Raw genomic sequence first — 22848 nt, 5'->3', positions numbered from 1 at the left:
TTCATTGGTAGTTCTTTGCTGCCTGCTCGAGATTACCCAGCGTGCGGCTGACGCGGCGCTTCAGCACGCCACGCAAAACTGCAGGACCGATAAAGGCCGGTATCCAGAAATCCGGTTCTATTTCGGTGCGGTATTTGATACGCGTGCCATCCGCCTCGGCGGAAAGGCGCCAGGATGATCGCTCGTAAGCAATATCGGCCTGTTCCTGGGGCACGACCACCGACTGCACCTCGGTATCCGATACTTCTTCGACACGCTCGACCCGTTCCACCTTGCGACAAAATACAATCACGCAGCCGGTCAGCCGCGTATAAACCAGTGCGATATTGTCGTCGATGCGCTCGAGCAACCGGCTCTCGGCGATACCCTTATCGAGCTTGTCGAGAGAATTGTAGTCGGTGATCGCGGCGTACACTGCAGCAGGTTGCGCAGCTACGAAGGCTTCGCCTTCCAGTACGTACCGCGGCCCGTCACGCGTGACTGACACGTAATCGATCCTGCCGGCAAGCGCTGCGAGTGGTACGAGTATCAGTATCAGGCTAAGGCGATACACGGTGAATCTGCAGCGCATTGGCCAGCCGCTCGATGCGTACCGCCGCCTCGCTGCCGCGGCTACGCAGCTTGGCCCTGATAATCATTGGCCCGAGCAGCGGCGGCACCCAGAAGTCCGGCTTGAAATCGACACCGTACAGCAGACGGGTGCCCTCACCTTCCGGTTCAAACTGCCAGCGGGCTACGCTGAAATCCACGTCGCTTTGTTCCGGAATCGCCACTGCAACGATTTCCTCGCTCGGCGTGATGGTCAGCGTTTCCACACGTTCGATGGTCTTGCAAAAGAACAAAACACAGCCGGCCGCGCGCGAGTAGACGACGCCATTGCCCTGCTCATCACGCTCCAGGTAGCGGGTCTCTTCGAATACTTTTGATATGCGCTGAAAGCCTTCGTAGTCTGCCAGGATCCGGAACACCGCTGCCGGTGGCGCGTCAATATAAGTTTCTGACGCCACCTTGATATGGCCTTTCTCGCGCGCGACATCGACAAAGCGCAGCTCCGCGGCAAAACCTGCCAGGGGGACCAGGCAAAATAGAAACAGGCAGGCCCTAACCACCACCAAAAATTCCCTTCAGCTTGTCTTTCAACTTGTCTTCGAGCTCTTCCTTGACGTCTTTCGGCTCTTCTGCTTCCGCGCCTGCTTCGCCTCCGGCATCCGCCGCGGATTTTCCGCCCAGCCCGATCCGGTCGAGCAGCTTTTTCTTCGCCAGCTCCGCCAGCACGGCTTTCATATCGACGCCGATGCTGGGCTCGCTTATCGTGCCGGTCATTTTTATCGGCACGGTAACACCGACCAGGTCATTGACGTCAGCATCGAGCTCCGGGCGGTCGACAATGTCGCCCTTGAGGCGAAAATCCACTTCCTGGGTGAGCAGCACCATACTGCCCTCGCCGCGCACTTTCATGAACGGAAGCACCATGCTGAGGTCCTTGCTGGTGAGCACGCCGTTGCTGATCGTCGCGCTGCCGCTCAGGTCGGCAAACCGGGTGCGATCGCCGGCCGCTTCTGCCGGCGCCGGCGTGCCCTTGATGACCGCCCTGGCACTACGCACCCGGTGCCAGATGTCGGTGCCTTCGTAAGCGCCGTCAGTGAACTTGAATACAGCATCGCCGTTAGCACTACTGGTTAACTCGTGCGAGGTACGCCCTTGGGCGCTGACGGTAATGCGCCCGTCTACCTTGCCGCTCAATTTGGTGTCGCCAAGCAAATCCTTTGCAAACGGGCCGAACTGGACATTTTCGAGACTCTCGTTGAGTGACAGCACCGGCACTGCATTGCGGGCATCGAGACGTATGTCTCCAACGTAGCTGCCGCCATACAGGGCTGCCCTGGCCGGCTTGACGCGCACGTCTCCACCAGCAGCCCGGATACCCAAGGTCACGTCGGCAGTTTTCAACCCGACCAGTTCCATGCTGCCGATGTTGAGCGTGCCTTCGAGCGCCAGCTCGCGCAGCGCCTCGGCCGGAATTTCAATGTCGGCAATCGCGACAGCCCCACCATCGGCGTCAGCCTCTTCGGCCGGTGCCCGGTAGCGGTCGAGATTGACCGCGTCGGCAGTGATATCAAAGCGCACCTCACCCGACGTCATCATGCGTACCGAACCGCTGACTGCCGTTCCATCGACCATTCCCTTCAGGTTTTTCACACCCATCGAGTCCGGACCATAGCGTGCGTTGGCGGTGAAGCTGCTTGATTTGAGCGCGTCGGGGTCGGCCGTGACGACGTCAGTGAAACCGAGCTTGCGCAACAGATCGATCGGCACGAACTGCTTAACGTCGATCGGGGCCTCGATAACGATATCTTCGTAGATATTGCTGACCTTCACCTTGCGGCTCGACAGGGACAGGCCGAGCAATTGCGCCTGGACCACATCAATAGCTGCCGCACCGTGTTCCAGCGAGCCCTGCAGCTGCTGCCCGCTCATCGCGGCTTCGAGTTGCTCGACCGGCAGGTCCGGCGACTCGATGGTGCCTTTGAATGTCACGGTGGGCGCGTCGAAGCGTTCAAAATCTTCCAGTGTCAGCGATGCTGCGCCGAGCGTGCCTTCCATACGCGACCACGGATCGCCGCCACCGGTACCGGTCATCGCCAGCACCGGTGCCTCCAGTTCCAGCGTTGTCTCGCCCAAAACGAGCGCCGGCGCCTCGAGCGTCACTGCAAGCTGGTCACCGGGCACACCCGCGCCGGTTGCTGCCAGGGTCATAACCGGGGTTGTTATCCGCAAAGTGCCGTCGTCATCAATCTGCACCTGTCCGGACAAGCTGACCGGCCCGGCGATTTCCAGGCTGCCGGCCTCAATATCGCCGCGTGCGGCAAGCTCGAACGCGGTGCCGGGCACCAGCGGCCCGGTCTGCAGCTCCAGGTCTTTTATAAGGTAGCTGTCGCCGGTCGTGGCATCGGCATAACTGATCCGCGCCTCATTAAGCTCGATTCCACCGACGCCCTGCGTTGAAAATCCGGTCCCGTCCGAATCCGGGTCGTCGCCGGTATCCTCGCCCTGCAGTGCGGCCAGGTCGTCCCAGTTGCTGACACCCTCGGCATTGACCGCCAGCTTCAGGTCTACGCCATCCAGCGTGACCTTGCTGAGCTCCACGCGCCGCTGCAGCAATGGCAGCAGTTTTACGCTGGCGCTGGCCGACTCGAAGCTGGCCATGACCGGCTCGTCGAAACCAGGTGCATTGGACAACGTGGTGCTTCCGGCCTCGAACCCGAGCCATGGAAAGTAGCTCAGCGAAAGGTCGCCCTCAATCGCCAGCTGCCGCCCGGTCTGCTTCTCGACAATGCGCGTAATGTCATCACGCAGCGCATTGGGGTCGAACAAAAATGCAAAACCGGCCACAGCCAGCACGAAAATAATGAGAAGCGCGCCGGCGCCCCACATGAGAAATTTTATGATCCTGGTCACAGTTCCTGTCTACCGCGAGGGCACGCCTGCTGTGTAGTAATAATGGCAGCACGCGCCTGAATGATTGCCTGTCGCCGGCACATGTTATTGCCGGCGCCGGATTTATTCGACTCAACATAATCGTATTTGCTCCCAAAATACATGAATTATCGTCAATTATTTTTTCCGCCAGATTAAGGAAAAAAGCCAAAATCTTCAGCAATGTGAACCAGTTAACTGCGATTGTACTGGTTAGGAAGTATTGTTCGAGGCGTTAGATTTTTGGGAGAGTCAACTTGTCTATCATTGAGACGGATCGGCTGAACGGCCACGACGTGTCCGAGCGCAGCAATGGCGCGGACGACGACGAGAACACGGTCGACCGCGACCCGTCCCGGCTGCCTGTCAACAACCTGGATGCCTACAAGACCTGGTGCCAGCGCGTGAAGGAAGACTGGGACCCGGCCAGCTAGTAATGCGGCGCCTGGGTGCTCCCTGGCTGCCGCCCAGCTTCTCTTAGCACTCCCCTCCCCACCCCCGTTCCAAAACCCGTTCTGATTCGCTACCGTCGGTTAACCCGAGGGCCCCGGCATGAACGCGTTTCGTACCCCGCTGACACTGATGTTTGTCGCCCTGACCGGCTGCCTGCACGGCTACGGCTCAGTGGCTGCACTGCGCGCCGATGCCGAGACAGTGTTTCGTCAGCACAACCAGGTCAGCAGTGAACTCATGCTGGCGCTGCCCGGGCTGGACCCGCAGGACCCGCTGAGCGATGCACTGAGCGAGGCTGACCGCGCCATGCTGGCCGCCTGCGAACCGTTGAATGAGTTGGCCATAGCCCATCGCGAGGGCCAGGCCATCCCTGCGGCGCAACGGCGGAAGTTGCCGGGCACCATTGCCGGATGTCGCGAAGCAACGGCTGCAACGCGGGTGCTACTCGAGAGGCTGCCGTGACGCGGTCGCGTTGAAGCGCAGCAGCAACAGGCTTGCCAGCATCCCGACAGCCGCGAAGACGGACAGGAAATAGAAAAAGTGCTGATGCCCGGCAAGACCCGGCGAGGCATCCACCAGCACTCCGGCTACCAGCGTGACAAAAATATCCGGCGTAAACCCAACGACTGATACAAAACCTGCTGCGGTGCCCGTAACAGCGACTGGCACACTACTTTCCTGGAACAGCGCGAAATAAAGGCCACGAAAGCCAAACATCGCGATACAGGTAACCAGCGTATTGCCCAGCATGACGTGGGCCGCGCCCGGCACCGGGGTGGTCACGGCAAAAAACAGGTAGGACGCCAGCAGCAGCGCGAACAGCAGGAAAATTGTCCGGGAATTTCCAAAACGATCGCCAAGAAGCCCCGCGCCCAGCGCGGCAATCGGCCGGGTCCACGCCCCGATAGCGGCAATACCTGCCGCCTGCACCTCATCGAGCCCGTAGCCCTGCACCGCAAACAGCGTGTAGTTGTCGAACCCCTTGTACCCGACATAGGCACAGAAAATGATTACGGCCTGCAGCCACACCGCACGCATTTGCAGAACGTGTCGTATGCCATGCCTGACCGGTTCACGGCGTACCTCACTTGTCCCGTCATTTATCGCAAACCACGCCAGCACGCCAGCCGTAGCGGTAACGACCGTGTAGCCATAGATAATCAGCCGCAAGGCCTCGCGTTTGTCGGCAAAGCTTGCTGCTGCATAGCCATCCGGAAATGTCATTGCGAAAAGCCCGACGCCAAGCGTTGCCAGCAGCGCAGCAAGTGCGCCACGCCCGGCTTCGAGCAGCCCAAAAGCCCGGCCCTGCTGGTCCGCGCGACCCCAGTCGCGACAGGCGCGGATCATCGCGGCCCAGAAAAACAGGATGGTGGAAACGCCGAAAAATCCCCAGATAAAGACAGCGCCGCGGTAGCCGGGAAACGTTGCCAGGTACAACCCGCCGGCAGCGGTCAGCCACAGCGAAACGGCCAGCAGCTTGCGAGCGGGGAAGCGGTCGGCCAGCGGCCCGCCCGGAAAATAGGCCAGCATCGCAAAGATGCCGTAAACGCCCTGTGCCGCACCAAGCTGCGTTGCGCTGAGCTGGAACACCTCAAGCATCGTCGGGCGGAAGAAACGCGCAACATGAAACGGCAGCGCGAACACTGCCTCGCCGGCAATTACCAGTGCCAGCATGGTCAACGCGCGACGCAGCGGTGACGTGCTATCGGCCATAGCGTGTCAGACCGTCACTTTCATTCTTCAAGCTCGAAGGTGCGCAGGAAAAAACCCGTGGCGTAACGGCCAAGCACGTTGAAGCCCAGCGGGGACATTGCGTAAAACGCCTTGCGATGCGAAAAGCGGAAACTGATGCGCTCGGGGCGGCCCAACGCTTCCCACAGACCGTCACGTGACTCCTGGCTCATGCAGTCATCGTACGCCGACTCGATAAACAACAGCCGGGCCGGGTCAGCGATACGCCCGCCATAGTTGCGCGAATCACCCCCGGCCAGCGCCGCCTCAAAAACCTCCCTGTACCGTTCCTGCGTCCAGCCGAAACGCTGCATCGCCGTAGCCCGCACCATCCCCGGATTACCCTGGCAGTAGGCAAAAATACCGGCGGGATCCGAGCCACCCATTACGACCGCGCCGGCGGCAAAACGTGGCTCGTGCTGCAGTGCCAGTGCCGCGACCACCGCGCTCAGGCTAAAGCCGATGACGCCGATCCTGGTTGCATCGATCTGCGGCTCGCTGCTCAGCCAGTCCACCATGCGGCGCACGTCAATCACCATGTCCTGGATACGTGCGCCACTGTCGTGCGCCAGGCGTACAAATTCCGGTTCAGTCTGTGCTGCCGCCAGGGCCTGCCAGTCAATCAGATACTGCTGCCCGTCAACTACGAATACATCGACTGCCCCGCGTGCGCTTCGCAGCATATCGCGGGTGAACTTGTTCGACGGGTACTCGCTGATGCCCCACACCGGCAGCACGATCACCACCGGACGCGGATCACTGTCTGTACCGCTGTACAGCAGTCCACTGATACCGTTATCTGCCTGGCCGGTTGTGCCGGTGGCGCTGAAGCTGACGCGCTCTATCGTGTAATGGCGACGGGGCTGTTCTGCGACGCGCTGTACATCCACCGCTGTACGCGTGTGCATGAACGGCCCGGGCGGCGCAGCATGAACCGCTAACTGGCCGGGGTGGTCACCGCCTGTATAGGGATGACGCACGTGGCTGATGCACGAAGTGCACAGCAACGCGAGCAAGGGTATTTGCAGCAACCGGTAAATCTGCATGTAAGCCTGCACCACCCGGGAATGCGGGCAGTGTACCTGAGGACAAGAGTCGAACCGGGTCAGCCGCTGCGCAGCCGGGTCAACTGCTCGTCGAGCAGTTGCAGCAGGTCATCTGCGCTGCCGTTGCGCAGCACGCCGGCATACTCTGCGCGCTTCAGTGCCAGGTCGCTGACGCCGTCGACCATGATGTTGACGATACGCCAGCCGTCGGCAGTCTCGCGTAACAGGTAGTCAAAATCGATGCTCTCGCCGCTCGGCCGGTGCAGCCGGGTGCGCACCATGAACACGCCACGTGGCTGCTGCGCCTCGCTGACGAATTCAAACTTCTCGCCGGCAAACTGCGGAAAGCGAGCCGCGTAACTGCTGATCGCCAGCTGGCGAAACCGGTCAATAAACCGGGTGCGTTGCTCCGCCGCGAGATCGCGCCAGTACCGTCCCAGCGTCAGGCGCGCAATGTAATCGAGGTCATGAGTTGATTCGACCACCGGTCGCAGCGCAGTGTAGCGGTCTTCAAAACCGGCAACCTCGCTTTGCGCAAACTCCAGCAGCGCCAGCTGCAGGCCCGCAACAGTGTCACGCGGCCCGGCCTGCGCCACCAGCGGCAGCACCAGGAGAATCAACGACAACAATCTTTGCATTGTGTAATGCCATCCAGTGACTGGCCTTTCCGTTGGAGTTGTCATTCCGGCAGAGGTTCAGCTGAGGGGACAGTACATGTATGCATATACATGTACTGTCCCCATCCTGCGGTTCAGTCCCGGCCGCGGCCGCCGATGCTGTCGAGCGGGATGGCGGTGGCGGGAACCGGCCGCGAGGTGTAGTTGATCGGCAGCTCGGGCGCCATCGGGCCCTCGGTGCGTGGTCCGAACAGTGCCGCCTTCAGCGCCTTGAGCGGATGCGCGAAGGTGTCATTGACCGCGGTGCCTTCGTAGCCACAGTGCGCCATGCAGTTGTCGCATTTCGGGTGGTTACCGGTACCGTAAGCGTCCCAGTCGGTTTCAGCCATCAGTTTTTCGTAGCTGTCGGCGTAGCCTTCATCGACCAGCAGGTAGCATGGTTTTTGCCAGCCGAACACGTTGTAGGTGGGATTGCTCCACGGCGTGCACTGATAGGCCTGGTTGCCGGCAAGAAAATCCTTGAACAGGCTGGAGTGGTTCAGGCGCCATTTGCGGCCTTTGCCGCGACGGAAAATCTCGCGAAACAGCTCTTTGCTGTTGCGACGCTGTAAAAACACATCCTGCCGCGGCGCATGCTGGTAGCTGTATCCCGGTGACACCGTCACGCCTTCTACGCCCATCGCCATGACGTGGTCAAAAAACTCAGCGACATCCTGCGGATCTTCGTCGTTGAACAGTGTGCAGTTGACGTTGATACGAAAACCACGCTGCCTTGCTTCATCAATAGCCAGCACCGCCTTGTCGAATACGCCGACCTGGCACACCGACTCGTCGTGGCGCTTGCGGTTACCATCCAGGTGGATAGAAAAAGTCAGGAACGGCGACGGCTGATAGTCGTCAATTTTCTTGCGCAGCAGAATGGCGTTGGTACACAGATAAACGAACTTCCTGCGCTCGATGATGCCATTAATAATCTGCGGCAGGTCCTTGTGAATCAGTGGTTCGCCACCGGCGACTGAAACCACCGGTGCGCCACACTCGTCAACGGCGCGCAGCGCATCTGCAACCGAGACCCGCTGCTGCAAAATGTCTTTGTCGTAATCGATCTTGCCGCAGCCGGCACAGGCGAGGTTGCACTGGAACAGCGGTTCGAGCATCAGCACCAGCGGAAAGCGTTTGTTCCCTTTCAGCTTCTGTTTCAGCAGGTAGCTGCCAACCATCCACTGCTGTTTAACCGGGATGCTCATAGCTCGCTGGTGATGGCCTCCAGTTCATGGCCGAACTCATTACTGATCCGCTCCCACTCCATGCGAAACCATGGTGTGAACGCTTCCGGCTCTTCGCCCATATGCTGGTTCAGCGCATCAATATTGGTCCAGTGCCAATCGGCAACTTCGTTATCGTTGACGATAACTTCATCGTCGCTGCGACCGATGTAAACCCAGCAAAACTCATGCTCGGCACCAAGCTCGCCAAACTGGGCGTGATAGCGAAAGCGAAACAGGAATTTGAGTTCGCTTTTCATCCCCAGCTCCTCGCGCAGACGGCGGTGGATGGCATCGTCCATCTCCTCGCCTTCGCGCGGATGGCTGCAACAGCTGTTTGACCAGAACAATGGCCACAACCGTTTCTCCTTGCTGCGCTGCTGTACCAGCAGTTCGCCGTGACGATTGAAGATAAACAGGGAAAAGGCGCGATGCAGCTGACCGGCGCCGTCATGGACGGCACCCTTGGTCTCGAAACCGATTTCGTTGTCCTGCGAGTCGACCAGGATCAGCCGCTCACCTTCGCTGGATACGACTGCAGAACCGCCTGCTGCAGTACTGTCAGCCAATCTCGACCTCCATCGCCTGGTAACCGGCATCGCGGATTGCCTTCACAACGCGCTGCGGGTCGTCCGGGCAAACCGCAATAATCGAGCCACCGCCACCGCCGCCGGTCAGCTTGGCGCCGGAAGCGCCGTTTTCGCGCGCAATCTGTATCAGCTCTTCGAGCTCCCAGCATGAAACCTGCAAGGCGTTGAGCAAGCCCTGGTTGATATTCATCAGTTCGCCCAGCTGCTGGATGTCGTTATTGTTCAGTGCATCAACGGCCTGCAGCGTCAGCGCATCGATCTCGTCGAATATCCGCTCGTAGAGACTCTGATTGTTCTCCCATGCCGCACGCACACGCGCGACCATTTTTGCAGTCAGGCTCTCGACACCGCTCATGGCTATTACGACCGGTATCTTGTGCGGCAGGTTCAATTCCTGCGTGAGCGGCGGATCGCCGCGACGAAACAATAGTGTCTTGCCAAAGGTGGCGACGGTGTTGTCGATACCCGACGGGATGCCGTGAGCAACTTTTTCACTCTCGTAGGCCAGCCGGTTCACTTCATTTTCGTCCAGGCCAAGCGAGAAATGATCGTCCAGCGCACGAATAATCGCTACCGCCGTTGCAGCGGAACCACCCAGCCCCATCGCCCGCGGAACGTTGGGATATACCTCGATACGCATTGCCTGGCCGCTGAGCCCCAGTTTGTCGAGGATAAGACCGGCCGGCTTTTCGAATGAGCGACGCTTGTCAGCTTCCTGGTGCATGCGATATTCCACGCCCCAGCGCGGCACCACCAGGTGCACACCATCGTCGCAATCATGCACCCGCGCCTGCACTGCCAACTCGACCGGTGCGGCGATGGCGTGGCGGCCATAAACCACCGAATGTTCGCCAAGAAAGATTATCTTGCCGTTGCCGGCCTTGGCGTCTTTCGCCTCGACCTGCTGAAAACCGGAGTTGTCACCCGGGATCGATTGGTTCGCAACCTGGTCGACCAGCTCGCGGGCCTTCCATATCTTGATGGTGCCGCTTTCGATCAGCCGCTCGACCACGGTGTCGAAGGCTTCAGGTGGAGCACCGGCCGCGGTGGCCACGCTGCGTGCATGCAGCGTCATGTGTCCGGCCTGAATTCCTTCTGTTGCCAGCGCGCGCAGGGCCGAGAAGTTCTGTGCCAGGCCAACTGCGCCCATTACCTCGGCAAGTTCGCGTGCACCCTGCACGTTGAGCATGCGCATGTTCATCGCCACCGTGGGATTGGATTCCAGCGGCCCGCCAACAATGCCGACCTTCAGAGGAATTTCGATCTGCCCCAGCAAGGCGCCATCTTCGCCGCGACTCCAGCGAGACAACGATGCGTAATGCGTGCCGCGCGCAGCGTAGGCATGTGCCCCGGCCTCGATCGCGCGCCAGTCATTGCCGGTTGCCAGCGCCACTGCATCGATACCGTTCATGACACCTTTATTATGTGTTGCTGCACGGTAAGGGTCGGCAGCAGCAAATTCGCTGGCCAGGATGATGCCGTCACGCACCTGTTCGCCGTCAAAACCCTTGCCGCTGAGATTTTCGACCGGAATGCTGCAATAGCCTTTTACCAGCGAACGATCGGCAAGGTTGGACAGAATGCGCAGGAACACCTGACCGCCAGTAATTTTTTCCACCAGCGAGGCAACGCCCTCGCACATGGTGTTGACCAGGTTGGCGCCCATCGCATCGCGGGTATCGACCAGCAGATGCGCGACCACCATGTCGCCGAGCTGCTCGCTGGCGCCGGCATGGATGACAACTTCCATATCCTTGGCGCCGCCGCCACGCGCAACCATGTTCGGGTGCAGGCTGTTGGCGAGGTTTAGTATTTCCTGCTTGTTGTCGAGCAGTGCCTGGCGGGCACGTGCCGGATGCTGCAGGTCGACTACCTGGATCTGCCCGATCAGTATCGGATCGGTGCTCTCGACCTCAAAACCACCGGATTGCCGGACCAGCTTGGCCGCTGAGCTCAGCGCGGCGACGATGGACGGTTCCTCGACCACCAGCGGCACGACGTATTCCTTGCCGTTGATGACAAAGTTAAGGCCCAGCCCGACCGGCAACCCCATGACACCGATGACATTCTCGATCATCTTGTCGGCACGGTTGACCGTCAGCAGGTGGTCGCCACTGGAGAGCGCGCGATAGTCCTCGCGATTGAGCACCCCGACGTCACGCACTGCCCGCACCCTTTCCGGGACGGACATCTTGTAAAAGCGGGGAATCCGCGATGTCTGCATATCGCCTCCTCGACAGACCTTGTTGCTGCCGGCGGCAGCAGGAACAGCCGGCTATTATGGCGATTCGTGGGCGCCGATGCATCCGGCGCAGGATAGATCAGCCGCCGGTCAGTGCCTCGTAGCGCTCCCGATCGGCCAGCGGCAGGCCCCGGGCCGCCAGATCAAAGGCCATATTCAGTGCGGCGTTGCTGCGAACCGCCAGGTTCGTGGTCAATATAGTCGTCCTGACCGCCCGGCGCGAGATTTTTACCTCCTGCCCTGCACTGAAGCCCGGATTGCGATGAATCTTTCGAAGCGTGAGAACGGCCATACCGATAGCCCACAGGCAGAATCGGCGTATACCGGTCTCCGCCGACGGAATCAGCTGGGTATATTGCAGTGCGTTGCGCAGGCAACCGTGAGCGACACCGATGAGCTCGTTTATTGCCTCGCCGAATGAACCGGCTTCGGCGTCATCCATGTCGCTGATGTCGACACCGGCCTCGTCGAACACATCACGCGGCAACCAGCAGGCATTGCGGTCACGATCTTCCCAGATGTCCTTGAGTATGTTTGTCATCTGCAGGCCCTGGCCGAATGCGACCGCCAGGCTCATCAACTCTTCGCGCCGCAGCTCGATGTCGTCCGAGTAGTCACAGAACAACTCGGTAAGCATTTCGCCAACCACGCCGGCAACAAAGTAACAATAGCGTTCCATCTCGCGCAGACTGGCGAGACCATCCTGCTTTTGCTCGTGCTGGAATTGCGGCATTCCCTCGCACATGATCGCGACGCAGCGTTCCAGCGCCGCACGCTGGCGCGGCGGCAATGCGCGTGTTGTGTGCAACACCTGTGGCGAGTGCAGGATAAGTTCGCGCTCAGCGTCAATGGTTGCGGCTGACAGCAACGGATGGAGCTCGCCGGCAAATTGCGATGCCGATTCGTCACCACGCATGGCGGCGACAAAGCGAGCGTGAAAGTGACGCTTCTGCTGCGGGCTCAGCGCCGGCTCATCCTCGATGGTGTCGGCAATGCGGCACAGCAAATAGGCATTGGTGACCGGTACCCGCAGCTTTTCAGGCAGCTGCGGAATGGTAAGTGCAAAGGTGCGTGACACGCCGGGCAGCAGCTCGTCCTGCAGCGCCACGTCGGCTCCCGAAACGGGGGCGGCAGGCGGGTCAGGCTGCAGGGCTGGCTGGGGTTCGTTCATGTTCTGTCCGGTTCATCGTGTTCGCACCGTTCGGCGCGCTCGGGATAATGATAGCTGAAGTCAGCCCAGCGTCAGCCCGTTCCGGTCCAGGCCCGGGTCCAGCAAACGTGCACCGGCACCGTCCAGCGCGGCCGAGAACGCGGCCATCGCCGCGCCGTCCGTGCTCAGCGCCACGCCAATATCCCCGCCGCCCGCGCCGCTGGGCTTGTAGACCACGCCAACTCTGGCGCCGATGGCCATCAGCTCTTCATGCCCGCCAGCGAATACCGGGAGCGCCGTTTGCCGTGCAAAATGCTGCAGATCAATCGTGAACTCCTGTATCGCATGCACCCAGGACTGCGCAGTATCACCGAGCTCCGCCACCCGCGCGCGCGCGCTGTCGGTCAGGGCTGCCATCGCCGCGCGGCGATGCTCGGCCTGCTCCAGTCCGCGGATGAAGCTGGTTGTCGAGGCAGACTTGCCTGTCCAGACACACCGCCAGTGCAGGTCGGCGGGCAATTGCAGCGCCATCGTCTCGACCGCATCACGAATACGGTAAGCCTGCACCCCGCCATTGAGGCTCGCAGCAACATCGCAACCACTGCCGCGACCGTGCTGCGCAGCGCGATGCAGCTCCACGACGCGGTCAAGTGACGGACGCCTTGCCGTCAGAGCTGCATAAGCCGCCACGGTCAGTGCCGCGCTGGAGCCAAAACCCATCTTTGCGCCGTGGTCATAAAAATCCGATGTGTCAGTAACAATATGCAGCGAAGACGCGGGGCGCGCGGCTGCCAGCACGGTACCCACCAGCGCAAGCCGTTCGCTCAGCGCCGGATCTGCCGTGGCAAACTCGGTGCCATTTTCAGTTACTTTGAAACCGATATCCGTGGCGCCGGCCTGCGGCGCATCGATCCGGTTACGACTGACGCCGTGCTTTACCGTAACGCGTGCATGACGGTCTACTGCCAGCACAACGGCAGGGGCGCCTTCCAACACGGCGTACTCGCCGAGCAGTATCAGCTTGCCGGGCGCACTGGCAACCGTTTCAGTCAATAACCTGTGCCCCCGCACCCAGGCCGGTATGCAACACGTCGACGACACCGTCGAGGTCGCGCAACGCTGAGCTTACCGTGTCGACTTCGTCGGGCAGCGATATGACTTTCAATTGCGGCCCGGCGTCGATGGTGAAAAACACCGCATGGCCCTTGCGGCGCAGCTCGCGAACGCGGTGGATGCCGGCCACCGTGGCCGGATGCCAGTAGAGCAGACCTGGCTGCGCCGCCAGCGCCAGCGCGTGCATCTTCAGGCAGCTGTATTCACTGATATCGGCCAGCCGGGCAAAATCCCGCTGCTCGATGGCTGTGCGTGCCGCGGCCAGGTCCCCGGCCTGCCCGTCCACCCATTGCCTGTAATAAGGAGAGGTGTGACGGGTCAGCTCCATGCCGTCGGTCGAACCTGTCCCCTTGGCGGCCCGCGAGATTACACCGACGGTAACCGCCAATGGCCAGTCGCCCGCATCGAGCAGGGGCTCGGCGACACAGTCGCTGCCGTCGGCCTGATCGCCATGATGCAGCTCGACAAAACCGCCAAACAGTGAGCGCGCCGCAGATCCCGATCCACGTCGTGCCAACTCCGATAATTTTTCCCGTCGCAGCTCCAGCCCCAGCGCAGCGGCAGCGGCCGTAACCAGAGCGGCAAAACCCGATGCCGACGATGCCAGCCCGGCTGCCGTTGGAAAATTGTTTGTGCTGGAAATTTCTGCCCGCATGGTATTGCCAGCCAGACCGCGCAACAGGTCAAGACAGGCCGACACGCGTTTCGTTGCTGCATCGTCACACACACCATCGAGCCGGAATTCATCCTGATCGAGCCCGGCATCGAAGCGCACGGTCGTCGTTGTGCAAAGGCTGTCCAGGGTGACCGAGATCGAGCCGACTGCCGGCAGGTTCAGATCGACATCACGCTTGCCCCAGTACTTGACCAGGGCGATGTTGGGATGCGCACGTGCGGTTGCCTGGCTCAATGCAGGTACCCGTTCAGCCGGAACCACTCGACCGCGTCGCGCAACGCATCCAGCGCCGGCCGTGGCTGGTAGCCCAGCTCATCCGCTGCGCGCTGGCTGGAAAAATACATGTGCTTGCGCGCCAGCCTGACACCGTCGACCGTCACCGCCGGCGCGCGACCGGTCAGCCGCGCAATACCCTCGGCCACATAGGCCACCGGCATTACGGCGGCGACCGGAATCCTGAACCTCGGTGATCTTTTGCCTGCCATTTTCGCCACGGTGCCGATAATGTCTGCCAGGCTCATGTTCTCACAGCCAAGTATGTAGCGTCGGCCGGACAACCCCGCCGATGCTGCCAGCAGGTGGCCATGGGCCACGTCGTCGACGTGCACGATATTCAGCCCGGTATTGACGTAGACCGGCATGCGGCCCGATGCCGCATCGATGATCATCTGGCCGGTGGGGGTTGGCTTGATATCACGCGGCCCGACCGGCGCGGACGGGTTGACGATAACTACATCAAGCCCCGCTGCTGCCGCTTCCAGCGCCAGCTCTTCGCCGAGAAATTTTGAACGCTTGTAGTGGCCGATCATGTCATCGATGGAAACCGGCGTGGATTCGTCCGCCGGCGTGCCGTCCGCGTTCAATCCCAGCGTCGCAACGCTGCTGGTAAACACCACGCGTTGCACATCGGCCAGCCGCGCCGCCTCGAGCAACGCCCGCGTGCCGGTTACATTGATGCGGTAAAGCTGCTCCGGGTCCGGCACCCACAGACGGTAATCAGCAGCAACATGGAAAACATAATCCATCCCGACCACCGCGTGCAGCAATGAATCCGGGTCGAGCAGGTCTGCCTCGACTATTTCCACGTCCAGCCCGTCGATATTGCGCCGGTCACTTGTCGCACGGATCATCACCCGCACGCGATGACCTGCCGTCAACAGCGCACGTGCCACTGCCGAACCAATGAAACCCGTGGCGCCGGTGACCAGCGAATTCATCGCCGTAACCTGTGCAGCAGGGCCGGGATCAGCACTATGGTGCTCACAGTCGTAAAGAGCATGCCTGTCGCGAGGACTTTACCCATACTGGCGCTGCCGGGATGTGTTGAAAAGGCGAGATTACCGAAACTGGCGATGGTCGTCAGCGCGCTGAACAGGATGGCCCGCGTGGTGCTGCTGCGCAACAGGTTTACGCCGGTGCTGCGCCAGCGATGAACCATGTGTATACCGTTATCGACACCAACTCCGAGCAACAGCGGCAGGGCGATTACGTTGGCGAAGTTAAACGACTGGCCGGCCCCCGCCATAGCCGCCACGGTAAACGCAGCTGCTGCCAGCATCGGCAGCAACACAGCCAGCACCTGGCGCCAGTCGCGCAGCAACATGAACAGGATCACGCCGATGACTACTAGCGCGGTAGCAAAGGCCTGCCTGAACGCGCCAACTACTGCGCTGCCGGCCTCCAGCTGCACCACCGGCAACCCTGTTGCCTGTGGCAACACCGTGCGCACGGCTTTAACAAATTCTGCCGGTGGCCGGTCGCTGCGCAGTTCGATACGTTGACGGCCATCCGCGCTAACCCAGCGCTCGCGCAGCTGCTCCGGCAGCGTTTCCAGGCTGACACGCTCCGCGGCAAGGCCATCATCCAGCGCCTGTAAGCGCCGTGGCAACGAACCGGTCAGCATCGCATCGAGCACGGGAAACTGCTGCACATCGACCTGCGCCAGCGCTTCACGCAATCGCTGCGCCGGCCCGTCGCGCCCGGCCAGCGCCTGCATCAGGCGCCCGATAGCGGCCCGGGTGCGGCCATCATCTGCATGACTGACAGCAACTGGCTGCAGGTCCGGCCCGACCAGCCAGGCAATGTCTTCGATAACCTGCAGCTTCTGTGGCTGCCTGCCAGGCACGAAATCGTCGATCGACCTGACCTGCGTCACCGCGGACAGCCGCATCGCCTGCTGCCGGATGCCTTGTGCCACTTCGGCATCGACCGCCACCAGCGACAACGTGCGTGGCGAGTACAACGGGTCATCCAGCAATTCGCGAAAGGTTGCCACTGATTCGCTGGCCGGATCACGCAGGTTCAGCGGGTCGCTGTCGAAAGTCATCAACGGCAGCGTTGCCACCGCCGCCGCGGACGCCAGCGCAGCCACCGGCAATAACCAGCGTTTGCGACTCAGGTTTTCGATCACGGCAACTGCACCGCTGCCCGACTTCCCGGCGGCCGGCGAAGGCAGGACACGCAACAACGCCGGCAACAGTGTCAGCGATAGCAGCAGGCTGATATACATCCCGATGCCCGAAATAATTCCCAGTTCGGAAACGCCACGAAAGGTCGTCGGGAAAAACGCAAAGAACCCGATCGATGTGGTGAGCGCGCATAGCACGAGCGAAGTTCCCACATCGCCAGAGCTTTCGATCAATGCAGTCTGCCGGTCGGCACCGTTACCGCACGCCTCGCGATAGCGCAGGCAATAGTGAATGGCAAAGTCGACCCCCAGGCCGACGTACAGCACGGCAAAGGCTATCGAGATCAGGTTCAGCGCGCCGACGGCTGCGGCTGCAAAAGCTGCTGTTGCCAACAGCCCGCCGATCAGCGTAGTCAGCACTGCGAACACCATCCCGGTGGACCGCAAACCGGCGTAGAGAATTATCAGCACGGTTAGCAGTGCCAGCAGCCCGGCGTTTCGTGTGCCTTTACTGACGCTGGCCAGTTCCTCGTATTCCAGAGCCACCGGCCCGGTCAGGCGGATGCTTATGTCCCCGGGTAATGCAGTTGAAATTACCTGCTGCTGCGCACGGACCATTGCGATGGCCTCGTGCGCCGGCTGCAGCTGGGAAAAATCCAGCCGTGGACGCAGTATCACGACACTTCGCCTTGACGCGGCATTGTCCGGCCCCGCCATCAGCGCCTGCCACGACAGCGGTTCTGGCTGGCCCGCGCTGACTGACTCCACTACGTCAGCGATGTCGCCAAGCAACGGTGTGACGTCTATTTCCGGCCCGTCAATTGTCAGTGCATTCCCAAGCGTATTGAACAGGCCGGCTGCTGTCGGATCCCGCGCGAGCCGCGCCAGGAACGGCTGCACCTGCGATAAGCGGTCAGACAAATCTTCCAGTTCGTGTTGTTCGAGATACAGCAGCGCATTGCGGCGAAAGAAAACGTCGCTGCCGGGTGCAAAAACCTCACTGAAAAGGTCGGGTCGCGCAAGCGCCGCGCCGTACAATGCATCGCGGGCATCGTCGGCATGATCGGCATCCGGCGCATCGATGACCGCAAGCAGGGTGTGATCGAGTTGCGGGAACAGCTCCCGGTATTCGCGAAACGCCTGGCGCCATGGCAGACGCTCGGCAATCATGTCTGCGGTGCTGGTATCGATCCCGAGATGAGTACCGGCATACCAGCCCAGAGACACAAGCAGCACCACCGAACTGATGACGACAGCCCAGGCAAAGCGCACCACCAGGCTGACCCACGCCCGCACGACGCGCGCAATCGGTCCGTGCGAAAGTTGCGGGTTCACGGCGCCCGCAGCCTGGGGCCGACTGTCGCGGCTACCTGCCGCAAGCTGCTGGCGGCACGGCGAAACTGTTGCCCCAGGTGCAGCATCGGCAGCAGGTCGCCCGGCTGCATGGCCAGAGCGCGCAGCAGTCGTCGCGTGCTGATAAAGCCCTTGTCATCAATCGCTGTTTTCAGCGCATCGGGCACCGCGGCAGACACCGGGTCGGCAACCACCCGGACACAGATAAAGGGAATCCCGGCGGCTTCAGCGGCAGCGGCGATGGCGGCAGACTCCATATCCACTGCCACGGCGCCGCTGTCTGTTGCCAGTTCCTGCTTCGCCTGCTCCGTGTCGATAAGCAGCCCACCCGAATAGACGGGCGCATCACTGACGGGAAGTAACGAACCCAGCGCCGCCACCAGACCGGTGCGCCAGCGAGCATCGGTTTCCCACGCACGATCGATACCGACAATTGCAGCTGGCACGACGACTGTTCCTGAAGCCAGCCCGGCAACCAGCCCTCCTGCCGTTCCCCAGCTGACCAGGGCGCGCGCCCCGGCCTGTAATAGAGCATCCGCCGCGCGCCGGGCGTTGTGCGCGCCAATACCGCAGACATGAACGGCACAGGATTGCCCCAGGTCGGCAACGGTGTTGCGCGGCAGGCCGGAACGCAGCGCGCGTGCCTCCAGCGGCATCGCAGCAACTATGCCCACCAGGTGCATCAGCCGTCGTAGCGAATCAGGCTTTCGACCTGATAACCGTCGAGCCTGTTACGCCCGGCAAGAAACGCAAGTTCGATGACGAAGGCACAACAGACCAGGTCGCCGCCGTTTTCGGCTACCAGCTTCGCTGCCGCTTCTGCCGAGCCGCCGGTCGCGATAACGTCATCAATGATGGCACAGCGTTTGCCCTTATCGATGGCGTCGACATGCATTTCCAGCGCATCGCTGCCGTACTCCAGCTCATAACTGACGCTGACGGTCTGGTGCGGCAGCTTGCCGGGCTTGCGAATCAGCTGCAGCGGCAGGCCCATGCTGGCGGCAACCGGGGCGGCAAAAATGAACCCACGCGATTCAATGGCCAGCAGGCAGTCGATCGGATGTGATTCGAGCCGCTCGCGCAGCATATCGACCGTACGGCGAAAAGCCGGTGCATGCGCCAGTAACGGAGTGATGTCCTTGAAAATAACGCCGGCCCTGGGGAAATCGGGAACGTCACGAATAAGCTCCCGCAGTTGCTCGAGAGTCATTGCTGCAATCCGGCTAAACTGGGCATCGCCTCACCCTAACCAAGCCCGGCATGGCCCGCAACAGATACCGACACAGACCGTTTTACATCCGGCTGGCAAATCGCGCCGGAGTGTTATTGCCGTGGCAAACCTCGCTGGATCCGGAACAGCTGCAACTGACAGCTGCACGCAGGACAGGGCTGACAGATTTTGGCGGAGCGTCATGGCGCGACGGTTTCGAGCGCCTGTGCAGCTCGCTGGAAGACGAGGCGCAGCTCACGCCGACAGGGCGACTCGCCGCGCGTAATCACCTGCTGCAGTTACTGGCTAACAGGCTGCAGCTTCAGGCGGAGCGGCAACGCAACAGCTACCTGCGCGGGCAAAATATCGATGCGCCGGTGCTCATCACCGGCCTGCCGCGCTCTGGCAGCACGCTGCTTCACGAGCTGATGGCGCAGGATCCTGCGATACGGGTGCCGTTCACCTGGGAAGTGATGCTGCCGTGTCGCCTGCCCGGACAACCAGAGCGGGAGATGCAACGTCGCATCGACCGCACTGACCGCATGCTGCGCTGGGTCGACCGGCTGGCACCACAGTTCAAATCGGTACACGCCATTGGCGCACGGCTACCGCAGGAATGCATCGCCATTACGGCGCACCAGTTTGCCAGCGTGGAATTTCATACGACATTCAATGTGCCCGGATACCAGTCATGGCTGGACCAGCAGGACGGTATGGCGGCGGCGCAGTATCACCGCCAGTTTCTGCAGCATCTGCAGGCAGCCAACGATCGTGGCCGCTGGATACTGAAGGCTCCGGCACATCTCTACACGCTGCCCGCTCTGGCTCGCGTTTATCCCGGTGCCCGCTTTGTCTACACCCGCCGCGACCCGGAACAGGTGGCCGCATCGATTGCCAGTCACGGGGTGATTTTGCGTAACGCTTTCAGCGACGCGGTCGATGCTGCGGCAGTTGCCGGATTCTGGATGCGCTGGTGGGCAGAGGGCTGGCGCCGCGGTGAAAGCTTTCGCCAGCACAATGCCGTGCTGCTAATCGACTATGAGACCCTTGTAGCGGATCCGTTGGCCGCGGTTGGCAGCCTGTACGAACAACTGGGCCTGCCGCTGACGGCAGATAGCGAGAACAGGATGCGCCAATACCTGGCCGCCAACCCACAGGGCAAGTTTGGCCGGCATCGGTATTCGCTGCAGCAATTCGGGCTCGACCCAGCGACAATTCGTGACAGCTTTGGCGCGTGACAGCTTCGCAGGTGCAACGGATAATGACCCTGTGACGTTGTCAGCACCCACCGCAAGCAAACTTGCCGGGCACTGGACGCTGGACCCTGCGGTGGTTTTTCTCAATCACGGCTCGTTTGGCGCCTGTCCTCGCGCAGTACTCGACTATCAGCAGTCATTACGGGCTCGCATCGAACGCCAGCCGGTGGAATTTTTCGTGCGTGACCTGGAAGGCCTGCTGGACGAGGCGCGCGCGGCGCTGGCCGGGTTTGTCGGCTGTCAGGCAGCTGACCTCGCCTGGCTGCCCAATATCACCGCCGGCGTCAATGCGGTGTTGCGTTCGCAGCAATTCTCGCCGGGCGACGAGTTGCTGGTCACGAATCACGAATACAACGCCTGCCGCAATATCCTGGATTTTGTCGCCCGCCGTGACGACGCTATTGTTGTCGTAGCCGACATCCCCTTTCCGACAGCGGGTTCCGACGAAGTCCACGCCGCCGTCATGCAGCAGGTTTCAACTCGTACAAGGCTGGCACTGCTCGATCACGTTACCAGTCAGACCGGGCTGATCATGCCGCTGGAAACATTGATCCCTGCGCTGCAGGAGCACGGCGTGCGGACGCTGGTGGACGGCGCCCATGCCCCCGGCATGATCGAGCTCGAGCTGGAGAAGCTCGGGGCTGATTACTACGCGGCCAATTGTCACAAGTGGGTTTGCGCGCCGAAAGGGGCCGGCTTCCTTTACGTCGCCACGGAGCGACAGGCGCAGGTTCGACCCGCGGTGATCAGTCACGGCGCAAACACCACGCGCACCGATCGTTCGCGTTTCCTGGTGGAGTTCGACTGGCCCGGCACCTGGGATCCAACCGCGGTGCTCAGCGTGCCGCAGGCGCTCGGGCACATTGCCTCGTTGTTACCGGGTGGCTGGGCGGCCGTGCGCCGCCACAATCATGACCTGGTCGTTCGCGGGCGCGAGCTGATCTGCGATGCTTTGGGCATTGCCCCGCCCTGCCCGGCACAGATGCTGGGTTCACTGGCTGCCTTGCCGTTACCGGACAGTGAGGCACCGGCCTCTGCCTCACCGCTGTATGGCGACCCGCTACAGCTCGAACTGTTGCAACGCTGGAGCATCGAGGTGCCGCTCATACCGTGGCCGGCACACCCGCGACGGCTACTGCGCATATCAGCCCAGCTTTACAACGATATTTCGCAGTACGAAGCGCTCGCTGACGCGCTGCGGCAACTGTTCCCGGCGGCGGACTGATGGCTGTACATGTCTATGAATCGTTCGAATCGTTACGTGGCGACCTGCGCCACCGCCTGTCGCTGCACGGCGGGGCGTCATTCTTTCGCAGCCTCGAATGGTTCGAGTGCCTGGCAAACAACGGCATGGAGAATCCGGCTTTACGTATCTATGTAACCAGTGGAACAGATCTGTGCGCACTGTTTTGCCATCAGCGTCAGACCACACTACAGGGTCTGAGCAATTTCTACACCGTTGACTATGGCCCGTGTGGCAACAACAACGGCCTGCACGAAATTTTCGAGTTTATCGCGGCGGAACGGCCGCGCTGGTCGGTGCTCGACTTTCGCTACCTGCATGACGACGACAGTGCAGCGCTGCAGACCGCTGCGCGGCGTTCCGGTTACCGCGTTTACCCGTGGCCGCAGTACGAAAACTGGTACCTGGAAACTGGCGGCGAGGATTTTGATTCGTATTACCGGCAACGCAGCTCACAATTGCGTAATACCGTCGAGCGAAAGGCCCGCAAGACAGCACGCGAACACGATTTGCGGCTGGAAATCTACCCGCGTGGCGGCATTTCGATCGAGCAGGCGCTGGCTCATTTTCAGGCAGTTTATGCGGCCAGCTGGAAAGACGCCGAACCGTTTGAACAGTTCATACCGTCACTGCTGCGGCTGTGTGACGCACATGAGATTGGCCGTATCGGCATGGCAACCGTGGATCGCAAGCCCGCAGCAGCTCAATTCTGGATAAAGGACGGTGAGCGCAGCTACATCTACAAGCTGGCTTACGATGAACAATTTGGCGAGTTGTCCGTTGGTTCGATTTTGTCGCGCGCCATGTTCGCGCACGCGCTGGACAGCGACAATGTAACCGAAATCGACTATGGCGTCGGCGACGAGTCGTACAAACGTGACTGGATGTCCGGCAGCCGCAAGCTTGGCGGACTGGTTGCCTGCGATACCGGCACGTTGCGCGGCCTGCTGCGATCATTGCGGGAACGCCTGTGAACGGTTCAATAGCCTGCAGACCTGCAGATTAGTCACACTCCCGTG

The 22848-nt window shown here is 61.1% G+C and carries 21 protein-coding genes; 5 read left to right on the top strand and 16 right to left on the bottom strand.

Going from position 1 to position 22848, the window contains the following annotated elements; all coding sequences use genetic code 11:
- Position 1: 1 nt before the first annotated feature.
- The 3 genes from HKN06_12880 to HKN06_12870 are packed head-to-tail and all read right to left on the bottom strand — an operon-like array spanning position 2 to position 3459.
- Positions 2–553 (bottom strand): hypothetical protein, encoded by a 552-nt coding sequence (locus HKN06_12880; protein ID NNF62204.1) that lies wholly within the window; start codon positions 551–553, stop codon positions 2–4.
- On the bottom strand, positions 540–1112 hold the full coding sequence (locus tag HKN06_12875) for a hypothetical protein (GenBank protein NNF62203.1): 573 nt from the start codon (positions 1110–1112) through the stop codon (positions 540–542). The genes HKN06_12880 and HKN06_12875 overlap by 14 nt, the downstream gene beginning before the upstream one ends.
- Complete coding sequence (locus tag HKN06_12870) at positions 1102–3459, bottom strand: AsmA family protein (protein NNF62202.1); 2358 nt, start codon at positions 3457–3459, stop codon at positions 1102–1104. Before HKN06_12870 ends, HKN06_12875 begins: the two co-directional genes overlap by 11 nt.
- 275 nt (positions 3460–3734) lie before the next feature.
- Here HKN06_12870 and HKN06_12865 point away from each other — a divergent pair, with 275 nt between their 5' ends.
- Both HKN06_12865 and HKN06_12860 read left to right on the top strand, forming a co-directional pair.
- Positions 3735–3911 (top strand): hypothetical protein, encoded by a 177-nt coding sequence (locus HKN06_12865; GenBank protein NNF62201.1) that lies wholly within the window; start codon positions 3735–3737, stop codon positions 3909–3911.
- Positions 3912–4029: 118 nt separating this feature from the next.
- Positions 4030–4392: a hypothetical protein gene (locus tag HKN06_12860; protein NNF62200.1), complete on the top strand. Its 363-nt coding sequence runs from the start codon at positions 4030–4032 to the stop codon at positions 4390–4392.
- Here the strand turns inward: HKN06_12860 and HKN06_12855 are convergent.
- The 13 genes from HKN06_12855 to HKN06_12795 form a co-directional block, all read right to left on the bottom strand.
- Positions 4372–5643 (bottom strand): MFS transporter, encoded by a 1272-nt coding sequence (locus tag HKN06_12855; GenBank protein NNF62199.1) that lies wholly within the window; start codon positions 5641–5643, stop codon positions 4372–4374. The genes HKN06_12860 and HKN06_12855 overlap by 21 nt on opposite strands.
- A gap of 20 nt (positions 5644–5663) precedes the next feature.
- Complete coding sequence (locus HKN06_12850; protein NNF62198.1) at positions 5664–6707, bottom strand: hypothetical protein; 1044 nt, start codon at positions 6705–6707, stop codon at positions 5664–5666.
- Positions 6708–6766: 59 nt separating this feature from the next.
- On the bottom strand, positions 6767–7345 hold the full coding sequence (locus HKN06_12845) for a transporter (GenBank protein NNF62197.1): 579 nt from the start codon (positions 7343–7345) through the stop codon (positions 6767–6769).
- Positions 7346–7458: 113 nt separating this feature from the next.
- Positions 7459–8571 carry an adenosyl-hopene transferase HpnH gene (hpnH, locus tag HKN06_12840; GenBank protein ID NNF62196.1) on the bottom strand — a complete coding sequence of 371 codons (1113 nt, stop codon included), beginning with the start codon at positions 8569–8571 and terminating at the stop codon, positions 7459–7461.
- Positions 8568–9188 carry an isopentenyl-diphosphate Delta-isomerase gene (idi, locus tag HKN06_12835; protein ID NNF62195.1) on the bottom strand — a complete coding sequence of 207 codons (621 nt, stop codon included), beginning with the start codon at positions 9186–9188 and terminating at the stop codon, positions 8568–8570. The genes hpnH and idi overlap by 4 nt, the downstream gene beginning before the upstream one ends.
- Entirely contained in the window at positions 9151–11403 is a 2253-nt protein-coding gene (locus HKN06_12830) for a hydroxymethylglutaryl-CoA reductase, degradative (GenBank protein NNF62194.1), read from the bottom strand. Before HKN06_12830 ends, idi begins: the two co-directional genes overlap by 38 nt.
- Before the next feature lie 97 nt (positions 11404–11500).
- Positions 11501–12592: a squalene/phytoene synthase family protein gene (locus tag HKN06_12825; protein NNF62193.1), complete on the bottom strand. Its 1092-nt coding sequence runs from the start codon at positions 12590–12592 to the stop codon at positions 11501–11503.
- 60 nt (positions 12593–12652) lie between these two features.
- Positions 12653–13624, bottom strand: a complete 972-nt coding sequence (locus tag HKN06_12820; GenBank protein ID NNF62192.1) for a hypothetical protein — start codon at positions 13622–13624, stop codon at positions 12653–12655.
- Positions 13617–14621 (bottom strand): diphosphomevalonate decarboxylase, encoded by a 1005-nt coding sequence (gene mvaD / locus HKN06_12815; GenBank protein ID NNF62191.1) that lies wholly within the window; start codon positions 14619–14621, stop codon positions 13617–13619. Before mvaD ends, HKN06_12820 begins: the two co-directional genes overlap by 8 nt.
- Positions 14591–15577, bottom strand: coding sequence for an NAD-dependent epimerase/dehydratase family protein (locus HKN06_12810; GenBank protein ID NNF62190.1), 987 nt, complete (start codon positions 15575–15577; stop codon positions 14591–14593). Before HKN06_12810 ends, mvaD begins: the two co-directional genes overlap by 31 nt.
- Positions 15574–18102: an MMPL family transporter gene (locus tag HKN06_12805; protein ID NNF62189.1), complete on the bottom strand. Its 2529-nt coding sequence runs from the start codon at positions 18100–18102 to the stop codon at positions 15574–15576. The genes HKN06_12810 and HKN06_12805 overlap by 4 nt, the downstream gene beginning before the upstream one ends.
- Complete coding sequence (locus HKN06_12800) at positions 18099–18803, bottom strand: hypothetical protein (GenBank protein ID NNF62188.1); 705 nt, start codon at positions 18801–18803, stop codon at positions 18099–18101. The genes HKN06_12805 and HKN06_12800 overlap by 4 nt, the downstream gene beginning before the upstream one ends.
- Entirely contained in the window at positions 18803–19330 is a 528-nt protein-coding gene (locus tag HKN06_12795; GenBank protein NNF62187.1) for an adenine phosphoribosyltransferase, read from the bottom strand. Before HKN06_12795 ends, HKN06_12800 begins: the two co-directional genes overlap by 1 nt.
- Positions 19331–19446: 116 nt before the next feature.
- On the opposite strand from HKN06_12795, the gene HKN06_12790 reads away from it, so the two are divergent.
- From HKN06_12790 to HKN06_12780, 3 genes are read left to right on the top strand one after another with little or no spacing between them, the layout of a single operon-like run.
- Entirely contained in the window at positions 19447–20568 is a 1122-nt protein-coding gene (locus HKN06_12790; GenBank protein ID NNF62186.1) for a sulfotransferase, read from the top strand.
- A gap of 31 nt (positions 20569–20599) precedes the next feature.
- Positions 20600–21811, top strand: coding sequence for an aminotransferase class V-fold PLP-dependent enzyme (locus HKN06_12785; protein NNF62185.1), 1212 nt, complete (start codon positions 20600–20602; stop codon positions 21809–21811).
- A complete protein-coding gene (locus tag HKN06_12780; protein NNF62184.1) occupies positions 21811–22803 on the top strand; it encodes a GNAT family N-acetyltransferase in 993 nt (330 codons plus the stop codon). The genes HKN06_12785 and HKN06_12780 overlap by 1 nt, the downstream gene beginning before the upstream one ends.
- Positions 22804–22848: the final 45 nt, after the last annotated feature.

Source organism: Gammaproteobacteria bacterium, assembly GCA_013003425.1.
In the GTDB taxonomy this organism is placed as follows: Bacteria; Pseudomonadota; Gammaproteobacteria; order Steroidobacterales; family JABDKV01; genus JABDJB01.
Note: the sequence above shows the minus strand (reverse complement) of the source record. Positions and strands in the feature narration are given on the sequence as shown.